The organism is Nonomuraea sp. NPDC003727 (genome assembly GCF_053586935.1).
The window spans coordinates 185,091-198,578 of the sequence record NZ_JBSFNE010000003.1; the positions used below are offsets into that span (position 1 = coordinate 185,091).

Annotated in this window: 15 protein-coding genes; 9 read left to right on the top strand and 6 right to left on the bottom strand. The window is 71.3% G+C overall.

All coding sequences use genetic code 11. From position 1 onward, the window contains the following. Position 1: 1 nt before the first annotated feature. Positions 2–1,258, top strand: a complete 1,257-nt coding sequence (locus ACWDLG_RS09605) for a DNA recombination protein RmuC (RefSeq protein WP_354905756.1) — start codon at positions 2–4, stop codon at positions 1,256–1,258. Positions 1,259–1,298: 40 nt separating this feature from the next. Continuing rightward, positions 1,299–1,823 carry a DUF6542 domain-containing protein gene (locus ACWDLG_RS09610; protein ID WP_449917870.1) on the top strand — a complete coding sequence of 175 codons (525 nt, stop codon included), beginning with the start codon at positions 1,299–1,301 and terminating at the stop codon, positions 1,821–1,823. Positions 1,824–1,950: 127 nt separating this feature from the next. Here the strand turns inward: ACWDLG_RS09610 and ACWDLG_RS09615 are convergent, their stop codons facing one another. After that, complete coding sequence (locus ACWDLG_RS09615) at positions 1,951–2,910, bottom strand: 4-hydroxy-3-methylbut-2-enyl diphosphate reductase (protein WP_449917872.1); 960 nt, start codon at positions 2,908–2,910, stop codon at positions 1,951–1,953. A gap of 102 nt (positions 2,911–3,012) precedes the next feature. Here ACWDLG_RS09615 and ACWDLG_RS09620 point away from each other — a divergent pair, with 102 nt between their 5' ends. The 3 genes from ACWDLG_RS09620 to ACWDLG_RS09630 are packed head-to-tail and all read left to right on the top strand — an operon-like array spanning position 3,013 to position 5,668. Further along, on the top strand, positions 3,013–4,002 hold the full coding sequence (locus tag ACWDLG_RS09620; protein WP_449917873.1) for a hypothetical protein: 990 nt from the start codon (positions 3,013–3,015) through the stop codon (positions 4,000–4,002). 28 nt (positions 4,003–4,030) lie between these two features. Next, positions 4,031–5,425, top strand: coding sequence for an exodeoxyribonuclease VII large subunit (gene xseA, locus ACWDLG_RS09625; RefSeq protein ID WP_449917876.1), 1,395 nt, complete (start codon positions 4,031–4,033; stop codon positions 5,423–5,425). Positions 5,426–5,434: 9 nt separating this feature from the next. After that, entirely contained in the window at positions 5,435–5,668 is a 234-nt protein-coding gene (locus ACWDLG_RS09630) for an exodeoxyribonuclease VII small subunit (RefSeq protein WP_354905750.1), read from the top strand. A 387-nt stretch (positions 5,669–6,055) separates the two neighbouring features. Here ACWDLG_RS09630 and ACWDLG_RS09635 read toward each other — a convergent pair whose 3' ends face one another. Next, positions 6,056–6,466 carry a nitroreductase family deazaflavin-dependent oxidoreductase gene (locus tag ACWDLG_RS09635; protein WP_449917878.1) on the bottom strand — a complete coding sequence of 137 codons (411 nt, stop codon included), beginning with the start codon at positions 6,464–6,466 and terminating at the stop codon, positions 6,056–6,058. Between the two features lie 83 nt (positions 6,467–6,549). Between ACWDLG_RS09635 and ACWDLG_RS09640 the strand changes: the two genes are divergently transcribed. Next, positions 6,550–7,137 (top strand): TetR/AcrR family transcriptional regulator, encoded by a 588-nt coding sequence (locus tag ACWDLG_RS09640; protein WP_449917881.1) that lies wholly within the window; start codon positions 6,550–6,552, stop codon positions 7,135–7,137. A 521-nt stretch (positions 7,138–7,658) separates the two neighbouring features. Here the strand turns inward: ACWDLG_RS09640 and ACWDLG_RS09645 are convergent. Beyond that, complete coding sequence (locus ACWDLG_RS09645) at positions 7,659–8,213, bottom strand: DUF4245 domain-containing protein (protein WP_449917883.1); 555 nt, start codon at positions 8,211–8,213, stop codon at positions 7,659–7,661. 11 nt (positions 8,214–8,224) lie between these two features. Beyond that, complete coding sequence (locus ACWDLG_RS09650) at positions 8,225–8,836, bottom strand: TetR/AcrR family transcriptional regulator (RefSeq protein ID WP_354905745.1); 612 nt, start codon at positions 8,834–8,836, stop codon at positions 8,225–8,227. 82 nt (positions 8,837–8,918) lie between these two features. Between ACWDLG_RS09650 and glpX the strand changes: the two genes are divergently transcribed. Further along, positions 8,919–9,950 (top strand): class II fructose-bisphosphatase, encoded by a 1,032-nt coding sequence (glpX, locus tag ACWDLG_RS09655; protein WP_354905744.1) that lies wholly within the window; start codon positions 8,919–8,921, stop codon positions 9,948–9,950. A 153-nt stretch (positions 9,951–10,103) separates the two neighbouring features. Here the strand turns inward: glpX and ACWDLG_RS09660 are convergent, their stop codons facing one another. Further along, positions 10,104–10,742 carry a DUF1707 SHOCT-like domain-containing protein gene (locus tag ACWDLG_RS09660; protein ID WP_354905742.1) on the bottom strand — a complete coding sequence of 213 codons (639 nt, stop codon included), beginning with the start codon at positions 10,740–10,742 and terminating at the stop codon, positions 10,104–10,106. Positions 10,743–10,817: 75 nt separating this feature from the next. On the opposite strand from ACWDLG_RS09660, the gene ACWDLG_RS09665 reads away from it, so the two are divergent. Together ACWDLG_RS09665 and ACWDLG_RS09670 are read left to right on the top strand one after the other, a co-directional pair. Continuing rightward, complete coding sequence (locus ACWDLG_RS09665; protein ID WP_354905741.1) at positions 10,818–11,723, top strand: ABC transporter ATP-binding protein; 906 nt, start codon at positions 10,818–10,820, stop codon at positions 11,721–11,723. Next, on the top strand, positions 11,723–12,484 hold the full coding sequence (locus ACWDLG_RS09670) for an ABC transporter permease (RefSeq protein WP_354905740.1): 762 nt from the start codon (positions 11,723–11,725) through the stop codon (positions 12,482–12,484). The genes ACWDLG_RS09665 and ACWDLG_RS09670 overlap by 1 nt, the downstream gene beginning before the upstream one ends. 167 nt (positions 12,485–12,651) lie before the next feature. Here ACWDLG_RS09670 and ACWDLG_RS09675 read toward each other — a convergent pair whose 3' ends face one another. Continuing rightward, positions 12,652–13,479 carry an aldo/keto reductase gene (locus ACWDLG_RS09675; protein ID WP_449917888.1) on the bottom strand — a complete coding sequence of 276 codons (828 nt, stop codon included), beginning with the start codon at positions 13,477–13,479 and terminating at the stop codon, positions 12,652–12,654. Positions 13,480–13,488 lie beyond the last annotated feature (9 nt).

Below are 13,488 nucleotides of genomic sequence, written 5' to 3' on the forward strand. Positions count from 1 at the left end.
AATGGACGTCGCTTCGCTGCTCATCGGCCTGGCACTCGGACTGGCGGTCGGCTTCTTGCTGGCGAGGACCCGCGCCGCCGTACGGGTGGCGGAGGCCGACGCCCGAGCCAAGGCCGCCGCCGACAAGCTCGTCTACGTCGAGGAGCAGCTGAGCGAGCGGTTCCAGGCGCTGTCGACGCGCGCGCTCGACGTCAACAACATCCGCTTCCTCGAACTGGCCGAGACCCGCTTGGCCGCCAGCCGCGCCGAGGCGACCGGCGACCTCGACCAGCGCAGGCAGGCGGTCGAGCACCTGGTCGAGCCGCTCAAGGACCTTCTGGGGCGGGTGGAGACGCAGCTGCGCGACACCGAGTCCGGCCAGCGCGCCGCCCGCGCCGAGCTGACCCAGCAGATGGAGTTCGTCCGGCAGAGCAACGAACAGCTGCGCTCCCAGACCACCGCCCTGGTCCGGGCGCTGCAGCGGCCCGAGGCCAGGGGCAGGTGGGGCGAGCTGCAGCTGCGCAGGGTGGCCGAGATCGCGGGGATGCAGCGCTTCTGCGACTTCGACGAGCAGGTCGTCGAGGGCGCCCACCGCCCCGACATGGTCGTACGGCTGGCGGGCGGCAAGAACATCATCGTCGACTCCAAGGTCTCGCTCGCCGCCTACCTGGAGGCGGCCGAGGCGGGCGACGAGTCACTGGCCGGTGTCCGCCTCGACGCCCACGCCCGGCACGTCCGCGAGCACATCGACCGCCTGGCCGCCAAGTCCTACTGGCAGTCGTTCAACCCCTCGCCCGAGTTCGTGGTGCTGTTCATCCCCGGCGAGGCGTTCCTGGCCCCCGCCCTCGAACGCGACCCAGGGCTGCTGGAGTACGCGATGGCCAAGCGCGTCCACATCGCCACCCCGACCACGCTGATCACCATGCTCCGCACCGCCCACTACGCCTGGCAGCAGGCGGCGCTCAGCGAGAACGCCCGCGCCGTCTTCGAGCTCGGCAAGGAGCTGTACGAGCGGCTGTCGTCGCTCGGCCGCAACGTCGAGTCGCTCGGCAAGGCGCTCAGCAGGGCCGTCGAGAGCTACAACAAGACGGTCGGTTCGCTGGAGACCAGGGTCCTGGTCACCGCTCGCAAACTGCACGATCTGGGCGTCGTGGACGGCGAGCTCGGCTCCCCCGACATGCTGGAAGGCCTCCCGCGGCCGCTGGCCTCCCCCGAACTGCTGGAAACCTCGTCTCTGATCCCGCACGCGAACGGTAAGTTGGCTGGCGACCTGTCCTGAAGCACGATGATGGTAGGTCGCCGGTAAAGGGGGCGGGCTCATGAGTGACAAAGGCACGCGTTCGGCCGTCAGGCTGACCGCCCGCGGCGCCATCGCGCTCGTCCTCATCGGCACGCTGGCGGGATACGTCCTGGCCGCGCTGCTCGACCTGCCGATCGTGGTCGGGCTCACGTTCATCGGCTCGTGCCTGGTCAGCGTCATCCTGGTCAACCCGCGCGAGCTGCTGTCGCTGGTGGTCACGCCACCGATGGTGTTCTTCGGCGCCACCCTGATCGTCGAGCTGGGCCGGGCGCTCGGCAACGGCTCGCTGGTGCAGGCGCTCGCCCTGGGGCTGTTCACGTCGCTGTCGGCGGGCGCCCCATGGCTGTTCGCGGGGTCGGCGCTGGTGCTCGGGATCGCGCTGAAGCGGGGGCTGCCGGGCAACGTCAGGGAACTGCGGGAGGAGCTGCGGGCGGGCGTGGACGTGCCCCGCCCCCGGCAGCCCAAGGACCAGAGCTTCGTGCCGGAGCCAGAGGGCTACTTCGAGCCCCGCGTGTACGGCACGCCGCGCTCCCCCGAGGACTGACCGCCCCCGGCTCACGGCCGCGTGCGGCGGCCCCGAACTCCCGCCTCGCTCCTTCACCGAGCACGGGAAGGGCCCCGCGGACAGCCGCGGGCGCCCTTCCCGTGAACCGGTACCGGGCAGGCCGGGATCAGCCGGCCCGCAGGTCCTTGCGGAGCTCGTGCGGCAGGGCGAAGCGCATGCTCTCCTTCACCGACTCGACCTCGTCGACGTCGGCGAACCCGTGCCCCGCCAGGTACGCCAGCACCCCGTCGACCAGCTCCTCGGGCACCGAGGCGCCGCTGGTCACACCGACCGTGCTGACCCCGTCGAGCCACGCGTCCTGGATGAAGGAGGCGTTGTCGACCAGGTACGACGCCGCGCCGGCCCCCTTGGCCACCTCGACCAGGCGCTTGGAGTTGGAGGAGTTGTCGGAGCCGACCACGATGACCAGCTGCGCCTGCGCCGCGATCTCCTTCACCGCGACCTGGCGGTTCTGGGTGGCGTAGCAGATGTCGTCGCTCGGCGGGTCGATCAGGGTCGGGAAGCGCTCCTTGAGCTTGGTGACCGTCTCGATCGTCTCGTCGACCGAGAGGGTCGTCTGGGAGAGCCACACCAGCTTGCTCGGGTCCTTCACCTGGATCCGGTCGACGGAGTCGAGGCCGTCGACGAGCTGGATGTGGTCGGGCGCCTCACCGGCGGTGCCCTCGACCTCTTCGTGGCCTTCGTGCCCGATGAGCAGGATGTCGTAGTCCTGGCCGGCGAACCGCTTGGCCTCGTTGTGGACCTTGGTGACGAGCGGGCAGGTGGCGTCGACGGTGCGCAGGCGCCGCTGCTCGGCCTCGGCGTGGACCATCGGGGAGACGCCGTGGGCGGAGAAGACCACGATCTCGCCCTCGGGGACCTCGGCCGTCTCCTCGACGAAGATCGCGCCACGTTCCTCGAGCGTCTTGACGACGTGGGTGTTGTGCACGATCTGCTTGCGGACGTAGACAGGGGCGCCGTACTGCTCGAGGGCCTTCTCGACCGCCTCGACCGCACGGTCCACACCGGCGCAGTAACCGCGCGGTTTGGCTACGAGTACACGTCGGGCGGGGGTCTTTGGCTCCATGTTCCTATGCTACGTGGAAGAGGCCACCCGGCCGCCCGTGTCACGCCGCGCGCGGGAGTTTGCCAGACTGGCCCACCACAACAGACCTCCCAGGGAGCCGGCATGTCTCTCAGTGACGTTGTCCGCAACATCGCTAAAACTGTCACCAATCGCGAAGAGCTCAAGGAGAAGGCCAAGGAGCTGCCGCTCTTCGTCATCCAGACCACGCTCAGCGCCGCGGGCCAGGCGCTGCTGCTCGCCGACCGCGTGAAGAACGCCGTCAAGGGGCTGGGGAGCAACAAGGAGGACGACGAGAGCGAGCGTTCTCCGGTGGCGGATCAGCCGGCGTCCGGCGTCGAGGACGAGGAGAAGCCGGCCCGCAGGGAGCCCGTCATCTTCGCCCCGCGCAAGGAGAAGGCGGCGGAACGGCCCGAGCCGGTCATCTTCACCCCCGCGAAGGAGGAGTCGGCGAACGGCACCGCCGTCAAGACCGCCGAGCCCACCGCAAAGCCCGCCGAGCCCGAGCCCGCTGCCAGGACCGCCGAGCCCCAGGCCGCTTCGGCGACGACCACCGAGCAGGCCGCCCCGGCCGTGGCCGAGCAGCCGGTTACCGAGCAGCCGACCGCCCGGCAGCCGGTGGCCGAGCCTGTCGCGACGGCCGTCGCCGAGCCTGACACCGCCGAGCCCAAGGCCGCCAAGCCCGACACCGCCAAGCCCGAGGCCGCCAAGCCCGCCGCCAAGCCTGAGGCCGCCAAGTCCGACACCGCCGAGCCCGAGGCCGCCAAGCCCGCCGCCAAGCCTGAGGCCGCCAAGTCCGACACCGCCGAGCCCGAGGCCGCCGCGCCTGCCGTACAGCCGGTGAGCGTCGAGGAGGCCGACGGCGAGCTGGCGAAGGCCGCGGCCGCCACCACGGCCACCGTGGAGGCGAGCGTGCCGGTCGAGCCGCTGGCCGGGTACGCCGACCTCAGCGTCGCCTCGCTGCGGGCCAGGATGCGCGGCAAGTCCGTCACCCAGATCGAGGAGCTGCTCGCCTACGAGAAGGCCACCACCGCCCGCCCGGACGTCGTGCGCATGTACGAGAACCGCCTGACCAAGCTGCAGGCCGCCGAATAGTCGGTCGCGCCCCGTAGCCTTCGTTGTCATGAGCGCGAAAACCACACCGGAGCAGCCGCTGCCGGTCCGCACGGTCCTCCAGATGGTCGCGGGATGGATCGGCAAGCTCGGCACGGTGTGGGTGGAGGGTCAGATCACCGAGCTGACCGCGAGGGGTGGCACGGTGTTCATGACGCTGCGCGACCCCGTCGCCAACGTCTCGGCCAGGGTGACCTGCCCGCGAGGGGTCTATGAGGCCGCGATGCCCCGTCCAGCCGACGGGGCTCGGGTCGTGGTCAACGTCAAGCCCGACTTCTGGGTCAACCGCGGCTCGTTCGCCTTCACCGCGCTGGAGATCCGCCCGGTCGGCGTCGGCGAGCTGCTGGCCAGGCTCGAACGGCTGCGCCAGCTGCTGGCCGCCGAGGGGCTGTTCGGCGCCGAACGCAAGCGCCGCCTGCCGTTCCTGCCCGGCACCATCGGCCTGATCTGCGGTCGCGACTCGGCGGCCGAACGCGACGTGCTCGAGAACTCCCGGCGCAGGTGGCCCGCCGTGCGGTTCAAGGTGGAGCAGGTGGCGGTGCAGGGGCCGTACGCGGTCGGCGAGGTCACCGAGTCGCTGCGCAAGCTCGACGCCGACTCCGAGGTCGACGTCATCGTCATCGCCCGGGGCGGCGGATCGCTCGAGGACCTGCTCCCGTTCTCCGACGAGTCCCTGGTGCGCTCCGTGGCGGCCTGCCGAACTCCCGTCGTCAGCGCCATCGGCCACGAGCAGGACAGTCCGCTCCTCGACCTGGTCGCCGACGTCCGGGCGTCCACGCCCACCGACGCGGCCAAGAAGGTGGTGCCCGACGTCGGCGAGCAGCTCACGCTGATCAGGCAGCTGCGCGACCGCGGGCGGCGGGTGGTGGGCGGCTGGCTCGACCGGGAGATGTCCTGGCTGACGTCGGTGCGGTCCCGTCCGTCGCTCGCCGACCCGGTCAGGGAGCTCGAACGGCGGGCCGAACAGGTCGACGCGCTGCGCGAACGGGCCAGGCGCGTCATGGGCGGTTCGCTCGACCGGGCCACCGACGACCTCGCCCACCTGCGCGCCCGGCTGGTGTCGCTGTCCCCCGCGGCGACGCTGGAGCGGGGCTACGCGATCGTGCAACACCCGTCGGGCGACGTCGTACGGCTGGCGCGGGACGTCTCGCCCGGCGACCGGCTCACCATCCGCCTCACCGACGGCCGGGTCGCGGTCACCGCCGACCCGGCCGGCGACCTCCGGCCTGACGGACACGCCGACGCGGTCGGGGGCGATTCTGACGGGCACGCCGACGCGGCCGACGTGGTCGAAGGCGATTCTGTCAGGGACGCCGACGTGGCGGACGCGGTCGAAGGCGATTCTGTCAGGGACGCCGACGCGGCGGACGCGGTCGAGGGCGATTCTGTCGGGCGATCGGCCTAGGGTGGTGCGGTGGCAAACAACGAGACGCCGTCCTACGAGCAGGCCCGCGAGGAGCTGACCGAGGTGGTGCGCCGCCTGGAGACCGGCGGCCTCACCCTGGAGCAGTCGATCGAGCTGTGGGAGCGCGGCGAGAAGCTGGCGGCCATCTGCGAGGAGTGGCTGCAGGGCGCCCGGGTGAAGCTGGCCGCCGCCATGGCGCGCCGGGCCGAGCCCACCCCGCAGGACGACGACCGCCCCTTCTAGGCGCTGCCGTTCCGGCTGGGAGACTGTGCGGGCGCGGGGGTCTGACGGCGCCTTCTCCTGGTGGGACATGGCGAGCGTGCAGGGAAAGGCGCCGGTGCCACGGGCGTGGACCGGGACGTGCGCCCGGCGGGGGCGCTTGACCCGGACGTCCGACCGGCGGGAGCGCGTGGACCGGACGTGCGACCGACGGGAGCGCTTGACCCGGGACATGCGACCGGCGGGAGCGCTTGACCCGGACGTGCGACCGGCTGGAGCACCTGGACCGGGACATGCGACCGGCTGGAGCACCTGGACCGGGACATGCGACGGGGTGGAGCGCGTGGAGCCTGGAGGTGGCGCGCTCAGGATGCGCGCCTCAGGACGCACGGCGCACAGTGCGGCTGCGCCTCAGGATGCGCGGCGCAGCCCCACCACCGGGATGCGGCGCGTGGTCTTCGCCTCATAGTCGGCGAAGGTGGGCGCGATGGCGACCATCTCCGCGTAAAGGCGGTCCCGCTCCGCACCCTCGATCAGCTCGGACGCGGCCTCGAAGGTCTCGGTGCCGAGCTCGACCGTGGCGTCCGGGTTGGCCAGCAGGTTGTGGTACCAGGCGGGGTGGTTGTCGGCGCCCGCGTTGGAGGCGATGATCACGATCCTGTCGCCGTCGCGCAGGTACATCACCGGTGTCGTGACGCGCTTGCCGCTCCTGGCGCCGGTCGTGGACAGCAGCACCAGGGAGAAGCCCTGGAAGTGACCGCCGACCTGGCCGCCGTTCGCGCGGAACTCCTCAATGATCTTCTGGTTGAACTCCGACGGCATGCTGCGCCTCCCATAATCGGAAATCTCTCCGGATCCATAGGCTAATCGGAGACCTCTCCGGTTACAAGGACTATGATGCAGCGATGACTCGTGAACTGCCGATCGCCGGGCAGCCTCCCGCCGAACGCGCGGACGCAGCACGCAACCGGCAGAAGATCATCGAGGTGGCGGCCAGGATGCTCGCGTCGCACGGCGCGGAGCACCTGTCCCTGGATGAGGTGGCCCGCGAGGCGAACGTCGGCGTGGGCACCGTCTACCGCCGCTTCGGCGACCGCGCCGGGCTGATCTACGCGCTCATCGACGCCAAGGAGCGCGAGTTCCAGTCCGCGTTCATGACGGGCCCGCCGCCGGTCGGGCCGGGCGCGCCACCCGCCGAGCGGGTCCGGGCCTTCCTGCACGCGCTGATCGACAGGAAGGTGTCGCAGCGGGAGCTGTTCATGATGCTGGAGGCGGGGCCGCCCAAGGGCAGGTTCAGCGGGCCGTACAAGCTCCACCACACGCACCTGGCGACGCTGCTCGCCCAGGTGCGTCCCGAGGCGGACGCGCGCTTCCTCGCCGACGCGCTGCTCGCCCCGATCAACGCCTGCCTGATCAGCCACCAGCAGTCCGAACGCGGGATGACCGCCGAGGCGATCAAAGCCGGCATGGACGACCTGCTACGCCTGCTGTGAGCCCCGCACGGCTCACGAGCTGCTACGCCTGCTGTGAGCCCCGCACGGCTCACGAGGTCGGGGATCACGTCACGGGGCTGGGGTCTTCCGGGACAGTCCAGCCGCCGTCTCCAGCCGCCGTGGTTTGTGCCGTGACGGCGGGGACCGGAGTCCTGCTGGGCGGCGCGCCCTCGGCGGGCGGGACCCCGTGATGGCGGAGGGGCCAGACCGGCGTGCCGTACGGGCCGGGGCCGGACGGCGGACGGTGACCGGCACGGCCCGCACCCGACGACATCACCGGGGCTCCCCCGGACGGCCCGCACCCGACGCCAGCCCGCGACCAGCCGGCAGCCAAAGGGAGACCGCTCGAAACAGCAGCCGCTCGAACCAAGCAGCCACCTCAGAAGCCACCGCTGGAACAAGCAGCACCCTCGAGAAGCGGCCGTCCGAACACGCAGCCACCTCGAGGCGGGCGACTCGAGGAGCGGGTGTCCGAACAAGCGGTCGCCTGGAGGCGGCCGCCCGAGCGAGACCCGGGGATGTCAGCTGGTGGGCTTGGGCTGGGGCTTCAGGGTGGCGGCGAGGGCGGAGAGGTCGGGCCAGTCGGCGGTGCCCGTCACCATCACCGTGGCGTCGGGCAGGAAGCGGACCAGCGTGCGCTGGTTCTTGTCCTCGCGGAAGCGCTTCTCCCAGTCGGCGCCCGCGATCTGGACGGTGCCAACGGGCTTGTCGGTGTTGGCGATACGGCTGGCGAACGCGGCGGCGGGCTTCTCCGCGCCCTGCACGATCATCACGTGGTGACGCTGGTCGCCGGCGTCGGGGGCGGTGGCGTAGCCGACCGACAGCACCTGCGTGCCGTCGGCGCCCTTGGCGATCCTGTTGCTGTTCGGGATCCAGTCGGCGGGATCCTTGGCGGGTGCCCACACCTGCTGCGGCACCGCCCTGTTGTAGTTGGCCACGGTGATCGCGTAGTCGAGACGGGGCACGTGCTGCCCCTGCCTGCCGGTGGGCGCGGACACCACGATGATCACGGCGAGCGCCAGGCACACCAGAAGGGCGAACGCGTAGCCGTAGAAACCTTGAGTGAACCGTCGCACGAATGGCGAGGTTACCCGCTGGTGGCGCCGCCCGCCGAAGCGACCGGTCGAATCTGGCCGATGATGGCCAGCACGTCGTCGGCGAGGCGGCGCGCGACGGCCTCGTCGTCGGACAGGACGACCTCGGAGACGGCGGCGGCGAGCGCGCCCGTGACGACCACGACCAGCGCTCCCTCGTCGTCGTCGAACAGGGCCGCGTTGCGCTTGGCCCAGGTGCGCAGCCTGTCGCGCATGACCACCTCGAACCCGGGAGGCCCGTCGCCGCGCAGGAACAGCGCGGCCAGTTCGCGCTCCTCCAGCGAGCCGGCCAGGTAGGCGTGGGCGGCGGCGAGGAACACCCGCATCGGATCGCTCTCGCCCGCCGCGCGCACCTCGCGCGCCGCCTGCTTGGTGCGCTGGGTCTGCCTGGCCTGGAACTCCTCGAACAGCGTGAGGTAGAGGTCGGCCTTGCCGGAGAAGTGGTGGTAGAGGCTGCCGACGCTGGCCTTCGCCTTGGCGACCACGTCGGTGACGCCCGCCTCGGCGAAACCCTTGTCGACGAACACCTCGCGAGCCGCGTCGAGCAGGGCCGCGCGGGTGGCCGCTCCGCGTCCGGTCGCCAGGCGTTCCACATCGCTGCTCATGGCAGGCACATTATCCTCCGCTGACCGGGCATGGAGTGGCAACTACGATCGAGTCAGTTGTCCCACGAGGAGGCCCATCACCATGTCCGAGACGTCCGTTCCTCCTGCCCTTGCCACGGGCGAGCACGCACCCGACCGCAACTTGGCGCTGGAACTCGTCAGGGTCACCGAGGCGGCCGCGATGTCCGCGGCCCGATGGGTCGGCCGTGGCGACAAGAACGGCGCCGACGGAGCGGCCGTCAACGCGATGCGCCAGCTCATCAACACGGTGTCGATGAACGGCGTGGTGGTGATCGGCGAGGGCGAGAAGGACCACGCGCCGATGCTGTTCAACGGCGAGCAGGTCGGCGACGGCAGCGGCCCCGAGTGCGACGTGGCCGTCGACCCGATCGACGGCACCAGGCTGACGGCCCTCGGCATGCCCGACGCGATCTCGGTCATCGCGGTGAGCTCGCGTGGCTCGATGTACGACCCGTCGGCGGTGTTCTACATGGAGAAGCTGGTCACCGGGCCGGAGGCGGCCGACGTGGTCGACATCAACGCGCCCGTCGCCGACAACGTCAAGGCGGTGGCCAGGGCGAAGGGCTGCTCGGCCGCCGACGTCACCGTCGTCATCCTCGACCGGCCGCGCCACGAGCAGATCGTGAAGGAGATCAGGGAGACCGGGGCCCGGATCAAGTTCATCACCGACGGCGACGTGGCGGGCGCGATCATGGCCGCGCGCACCGGCACGGGCGTCGACCTCATGCTCGGCATCGGCGGTACGCCGGAGGGCGTCATCGCCGCCTGCGCCATCAAGTGCCTGGGCGGGGTCATCCAGGGCAGGCTCTGGCCGCAGGACGAGGCCGAGCGGCAGCGGGCCCTCGACGCCGGTCACGACCTCACCAGGGTGCTGACCACCAACGACCTGGTCACGTCCGACGACGTGTTCTTCGCGGCCACCGGCATCACCCAGGGCGAGCTCATGAGCGGCGTGCGGTTCCGCGGCGGGGTGGCCGTGACGAGTTCGCTGGTCATGCGCGGGCGCTCTGGAACGATCCGCAAGGTGGAGAGCGAGCACCAGCTCTGGAAGCTGCGCGCCTACAGCGCGATCAACTTCGACACCGCGGGCTGAGCCTTCCGCCCGGCGCCGGGTCTGCCCCGCGGGTCCGGCGCGGCGCGGGTCCGGTGCCGCGCCGTTCCAGCGCGGTGCGGGGTCCGGTGCCGCGCGGTGCGGGGTGGGTGCGGGGTCCGGTGCCGCGCGGTGCGGGGCCAGGCGCCGCGTGCCTCAGCGGCGGCGCTTGCGCTTGGGTGGCTCCTTGACCTTGACTTCCCCCAGGAAGTTGGATGTGCGCACCTCGATCACCGGGCAGTCGGGGTCGGCCTGCTCGCGCGTCAGCCGTACCGTCTTGTCCTTCGTCACCCGGATGACCTCGACGCCTTCGGGGACGTGGATCTCCAGCCCGCCGAACATCAGCGTCGCGTTGATGACCACCCGCCGGTTCTGCATGATCGCGTCGCGCAGGTCGAGCTTGGTCGTCCCGAACATCGCCGTCACGGGCAGCTCGGCGGGCACTACCCACCGCCCTTCGCGCTGCTCCTGCTTGAAGATCGCCGAGACCGGCCGCCCGTCCAGCCTGAACGGCTGCTCGGCGTCGGGCAGCAGATCAGCGGTCAGCGCGGCGAGCTCGCCCAGCGTGCGCGCGTTGTAGAGCGCGGTCAGCCGTTCCTCGAACTCGTCCATGCCGAGCCGCCCGTCGGCGACCGCCTCGTTCAGCACCTGCGCCACCCGGTCGCGATCGTCGTCGGAGGCGCGGAGCTCGTGCGGTCGCGGTCCTTCGGTCGATTTCGGCCGCCGGGCCGAGACGAACTCCTCGGCCAGCCGCTCACCGACCTCCTGCAGGCGGGGAAGCCAACGCTCGTTCACACTTCGACGATAGCCCTCCGGAACGGTGTCGCGGTCCCCCGGATTCTGTCGGTGGCGTTGCTTATCGTGGCGTTCATGCACGCGATCGTGTTGCGCGGGGTGACCAAGCGCTATCCCGAGGTCACCGCTGTCGACGGGCTCGATCTGGAGGTGCCCGAGGGCATCTGCCTGGGCCTGCTGGGTCCCAACGGGGCGGGCAAGTCCACCACGATGCGCCTGCTCACCGCGCAGTCGCTGGCCGACGAGGGCGAGATCCACGTGCTCGGCCTGCGCCTGCCGGAGGAGTCCAAGCGGGCGCGGGCGCTCATGGGTGTCGTGCCGCAGCTCGACAACCTCGACGAGGAGCTCACGGCCAGGGAGAACCTGGAGGTGTTCGCCCACCTCTACCGCGTCCCCCGCCCGCGACGCCGCGCGGCCGTCGACCGGGCGCTGGAGATCGCCCAGCTCACCGACAGGGCCGCCACCCGCACGGTCAACCTGTCCGGCGGCATGCGCAGGCGGCTGCTCATCGCGCGCGGCCTGGTCCACCAGCCCAGGCTGGTCCTGCTCGACGAGCCGACCGTGGGCCTCGACCCGCAGGTGCGCCAGGAGCTGTGGTCGTTGATCGTACGGCTGCGCGACGAGGGCGTCACGACGCTGATGTCCACCCACTACATCGAGGAGGCCGAGCGCCTGGCCGACGACTGCGCGCTGATGTCGCACGGCCGCGTCGTGGCCAGGGGCTCGCCCGAGGAGCTGATCAAGGAGCACGCCGGCGCCGAGGTCGCCGAGCACCACGCCTCGCCGCCGCGCCAGGCCGAGATCGCCGCGCTGGCCGCCGCGGCGGGCGTCCCGACCAGGAGGACGGGCCCGTCCATCTCGGTGCTGAAGGCCGACCAGCTGCCCCGCTCGCTGGAGGCGGAGCTGGGCGTGCCCACCGTCAGGCGTCCCGCCAACCTGGAGGACGTCTTCGTCGTGCTGACCGGGGAGGCGGTCGAGTGATGATGGAGTTCGCCCCCGTGCGGGCCGTCTGGCGGCGCGAGCTGGCCCTCTACCGGCGCTACTGGGCCTCGACCTCGTTCGCCGCCATGACCGAGCCGACCATCTACCTCCTGGCCTTCGGCTACGGCTTCGGCTCGGTGGTCGGCGCCCTCTACGGCTACGACTACCGCTACTTCGTCGCGACCGGCGTCGTGGCGACGGCGGTGCTGTTCATCGGAGCCTTCGGCGGCATGTTCAACACCTTCATCCGCCGCACGTTCCAGCACACCTACGACGCGATGCTGGCGGCGCCGGTCGACGTCAAGGAGCTGGTGACGGCGGAGGCCTCGTGGCTGGCCGCCAAGGCGGGCGTGTACGGCTGCGCGCCCCTGCTGGTCGGCATCGCCTTCGGCCTCGAACCGAGCTGGGGCATGCTGCTCGTGCCGTTCATCGGGTTCCTGACCGGGCTGCTGTTCGCGCTGTTCGGGGTGTGGGTGTCGGCGATCGTCCCGTCGATCAACACCTTCGACTACGTCATCACCGGTGCGCTGACGCCGATGTTCATGGTGGCGGGCACGTTCTTCCCGGTGACCCAGCTGCCGGGCTGGGTGGCGACGGCGGCCCAGCTCAACCCGCTCTACCACTGTGTCGAGCTGGTGCGCGGGGCGGTGTTCGGCCGGCTCGGGGTGGACGATCTCGGGCATACGGCGGTGCTCGTGGCCTACGCCGCGCTCATGTGGTCGCTGGCGGTGTGGAAGATGCGCGCCCGCCTGATCGACTGACCCCGCCGGTCCTGGCCGGCCGCCCCGGGGGTCAGACGGGGGTGACCGTACCCGGGGTCGGACGAGGGTGACCGCCAGACGAGGGTGACCGTAACCGGGGTCGGACAAGGGTGGCCGCCAGACGAGCCCGGCCGTACCCGCGTCAGACGAGGGTGGCCGTACCCGGATCAGACGAGGGTGGAGAGCCGGTCGTACTGGGCGTCGGTCAGGGACACCCGCAGCGCGCCGACGTTCTCCTCCAGGTGGGCCGGCGACGACGTGCCGGGGATCGGCACCATCGTCGGGGAGCGGCGCAGCAGCCACGCCAGTGCCACCTGGGCGGGCGTCGCCCCGGCCTCCGCCGCCACCGTCGCCAGCGGGCTGTCGCGGCGGGCGTGGTCGCCGGTGGCGATCGGGAAGAACGGCACGAACGCGATGCCTTCCTTCTCCGCGTAGTCGACCACGTCCTCGTGCTCGCGCGTGGCCAGGTTGTACATGTTCTGGACGGCCGCGACGGGCGCGATCGCGGACGCCTCGACGAGCTGGCCGACGCTCACCTCCGACAGTCCGATGTGCCTGATCTTGCCCTCCTGCCGCAGTTCCGCCAGCGCCCCGATCTGGTCGGCCAGCGGCACCTGCGGGTCGACCCGGTGCAGGTAGAACAGGTCGATGCGGTCGCGGCGCAACCGGCGCAGGCTCAGCTCGGCCTGCTGCTTGAGGTATTCGGGCCTGCCGAGCGGCACCCACGCCTCAGGGGAGGGCCTGGTCACCCCGGCCTTCGTGGCGATCACCAGGTCGTCGGCATACGGGTGCAGGGCCTCGGCGATCAGCTCCTCGTTGGCGCCCAGGGAGTAGGCGTCGGAGGTGTCGACGAAGTTCACACCGAGCTCGACCGCGCGCCTGAGCACGGCCAGGGCATTCGCACGGTCGGCCGGACCGTGCCAGATCGCCGCATCCGCCAGCCGCATCGCGCCGAAACCGATGCGGGTCACGTCAAGGTCGCCACCGATGTTCATGGTCTCTCC

What these genes read in the sequence shown, in the direction of transcription:
- ACWDLG_RS09665 (WP_354905741.1), top strand. Translation starts at nt 10,818, where the DNA reads ATGCACGCGATCGTGTTGCGCGGGGTGACCAAGCGCTATCCCGAGGTC.
- ACWDLG_RS09640 (WP_449917881.1), top strand. Translation starts at nt 6,550, where the DNA reads ATGACTCGTGAACTGCCGATCGCCGGGCAGCCTCCCGCCGAACGCGCG.
- ACWDLG_RS09635 (WP_449917878.1), bottom strand. Translation starts at nt 6,466, where the DNA reads ATGCCGTCGGAGTTCAACCAGAAGATCATTGAGGAGTTCCGCGCGAAC.
- ACWDLG_RS09620 (WP_449917873.1), top strand. Translation starts at nt 3,013, where the DNA reads ATGTCTCTCAGTGACGTTGTCCGCAACATCGCTAAAACTGTCACCAAT.
- glpX (WP_354905744.1), top strand. Translation starts at nt 8,919, where the DNA reads ATGTCCGAGACGTCCGTTCCTCCTGCCCTTGCCACGGGCGAGCACGCA.
- ACWDLG_RS09675 (WP_449917888.1), bottom strand. Translation starts at nt 13,479, where the DNA reads ATGAACATCGGTGGCGACCTTGACGTGACCCGCATCGGTTTCGGCGCG.
- ACWDLG_RS09615 (WP_449917872.1), bottom strand. Translation starts at nt 2,910, where the DNA reads ATGGAGCCAAAGACCCCCGCCCGACGTGTACTCGTAGCCAAACCGCGC.
- ACWDLG_RS09650 (WP_354905745.1), bottom strand. Translation starts at nt 8,836, where the DNA reads ATGAGCAGCGATGTGGAACGCCTGGCGACCGGACGCGGAGCGGCCACC.
- ACWDLG_RS09605 (WP_354905756.1), top strand. Translation starts at nt 2, where the DNA reads ATGGACGTCGCTTCGCTGCTCATCGGCCTGGCACTCGGACTGGCGGTC.
- ACWDLG_RS09670 (WP_354905740.1), top strand. Translation starts at nt 11,723, where the DNA reads ATGATGGAGTTCGCCCCCGTGCGGGCCGTCTGGCGGCGCGAGCTGGCC.
- ACWDLG_RS09610 (WP_449917870.1), top strand. Translation starts at nt 1,299, where the DNA reads ATGAGTGACAAAGGCACGCGTTCGGCCGTCAGGCTGACCGCCCGCGGC.
- xseA (WP_449917876.1), top strand. Translation starts at nt 4,031, where the DNA reads ATGAGCGCGAAAACCACACCGGAGCAGCCGCTGCCGGTCCGCACGGTC.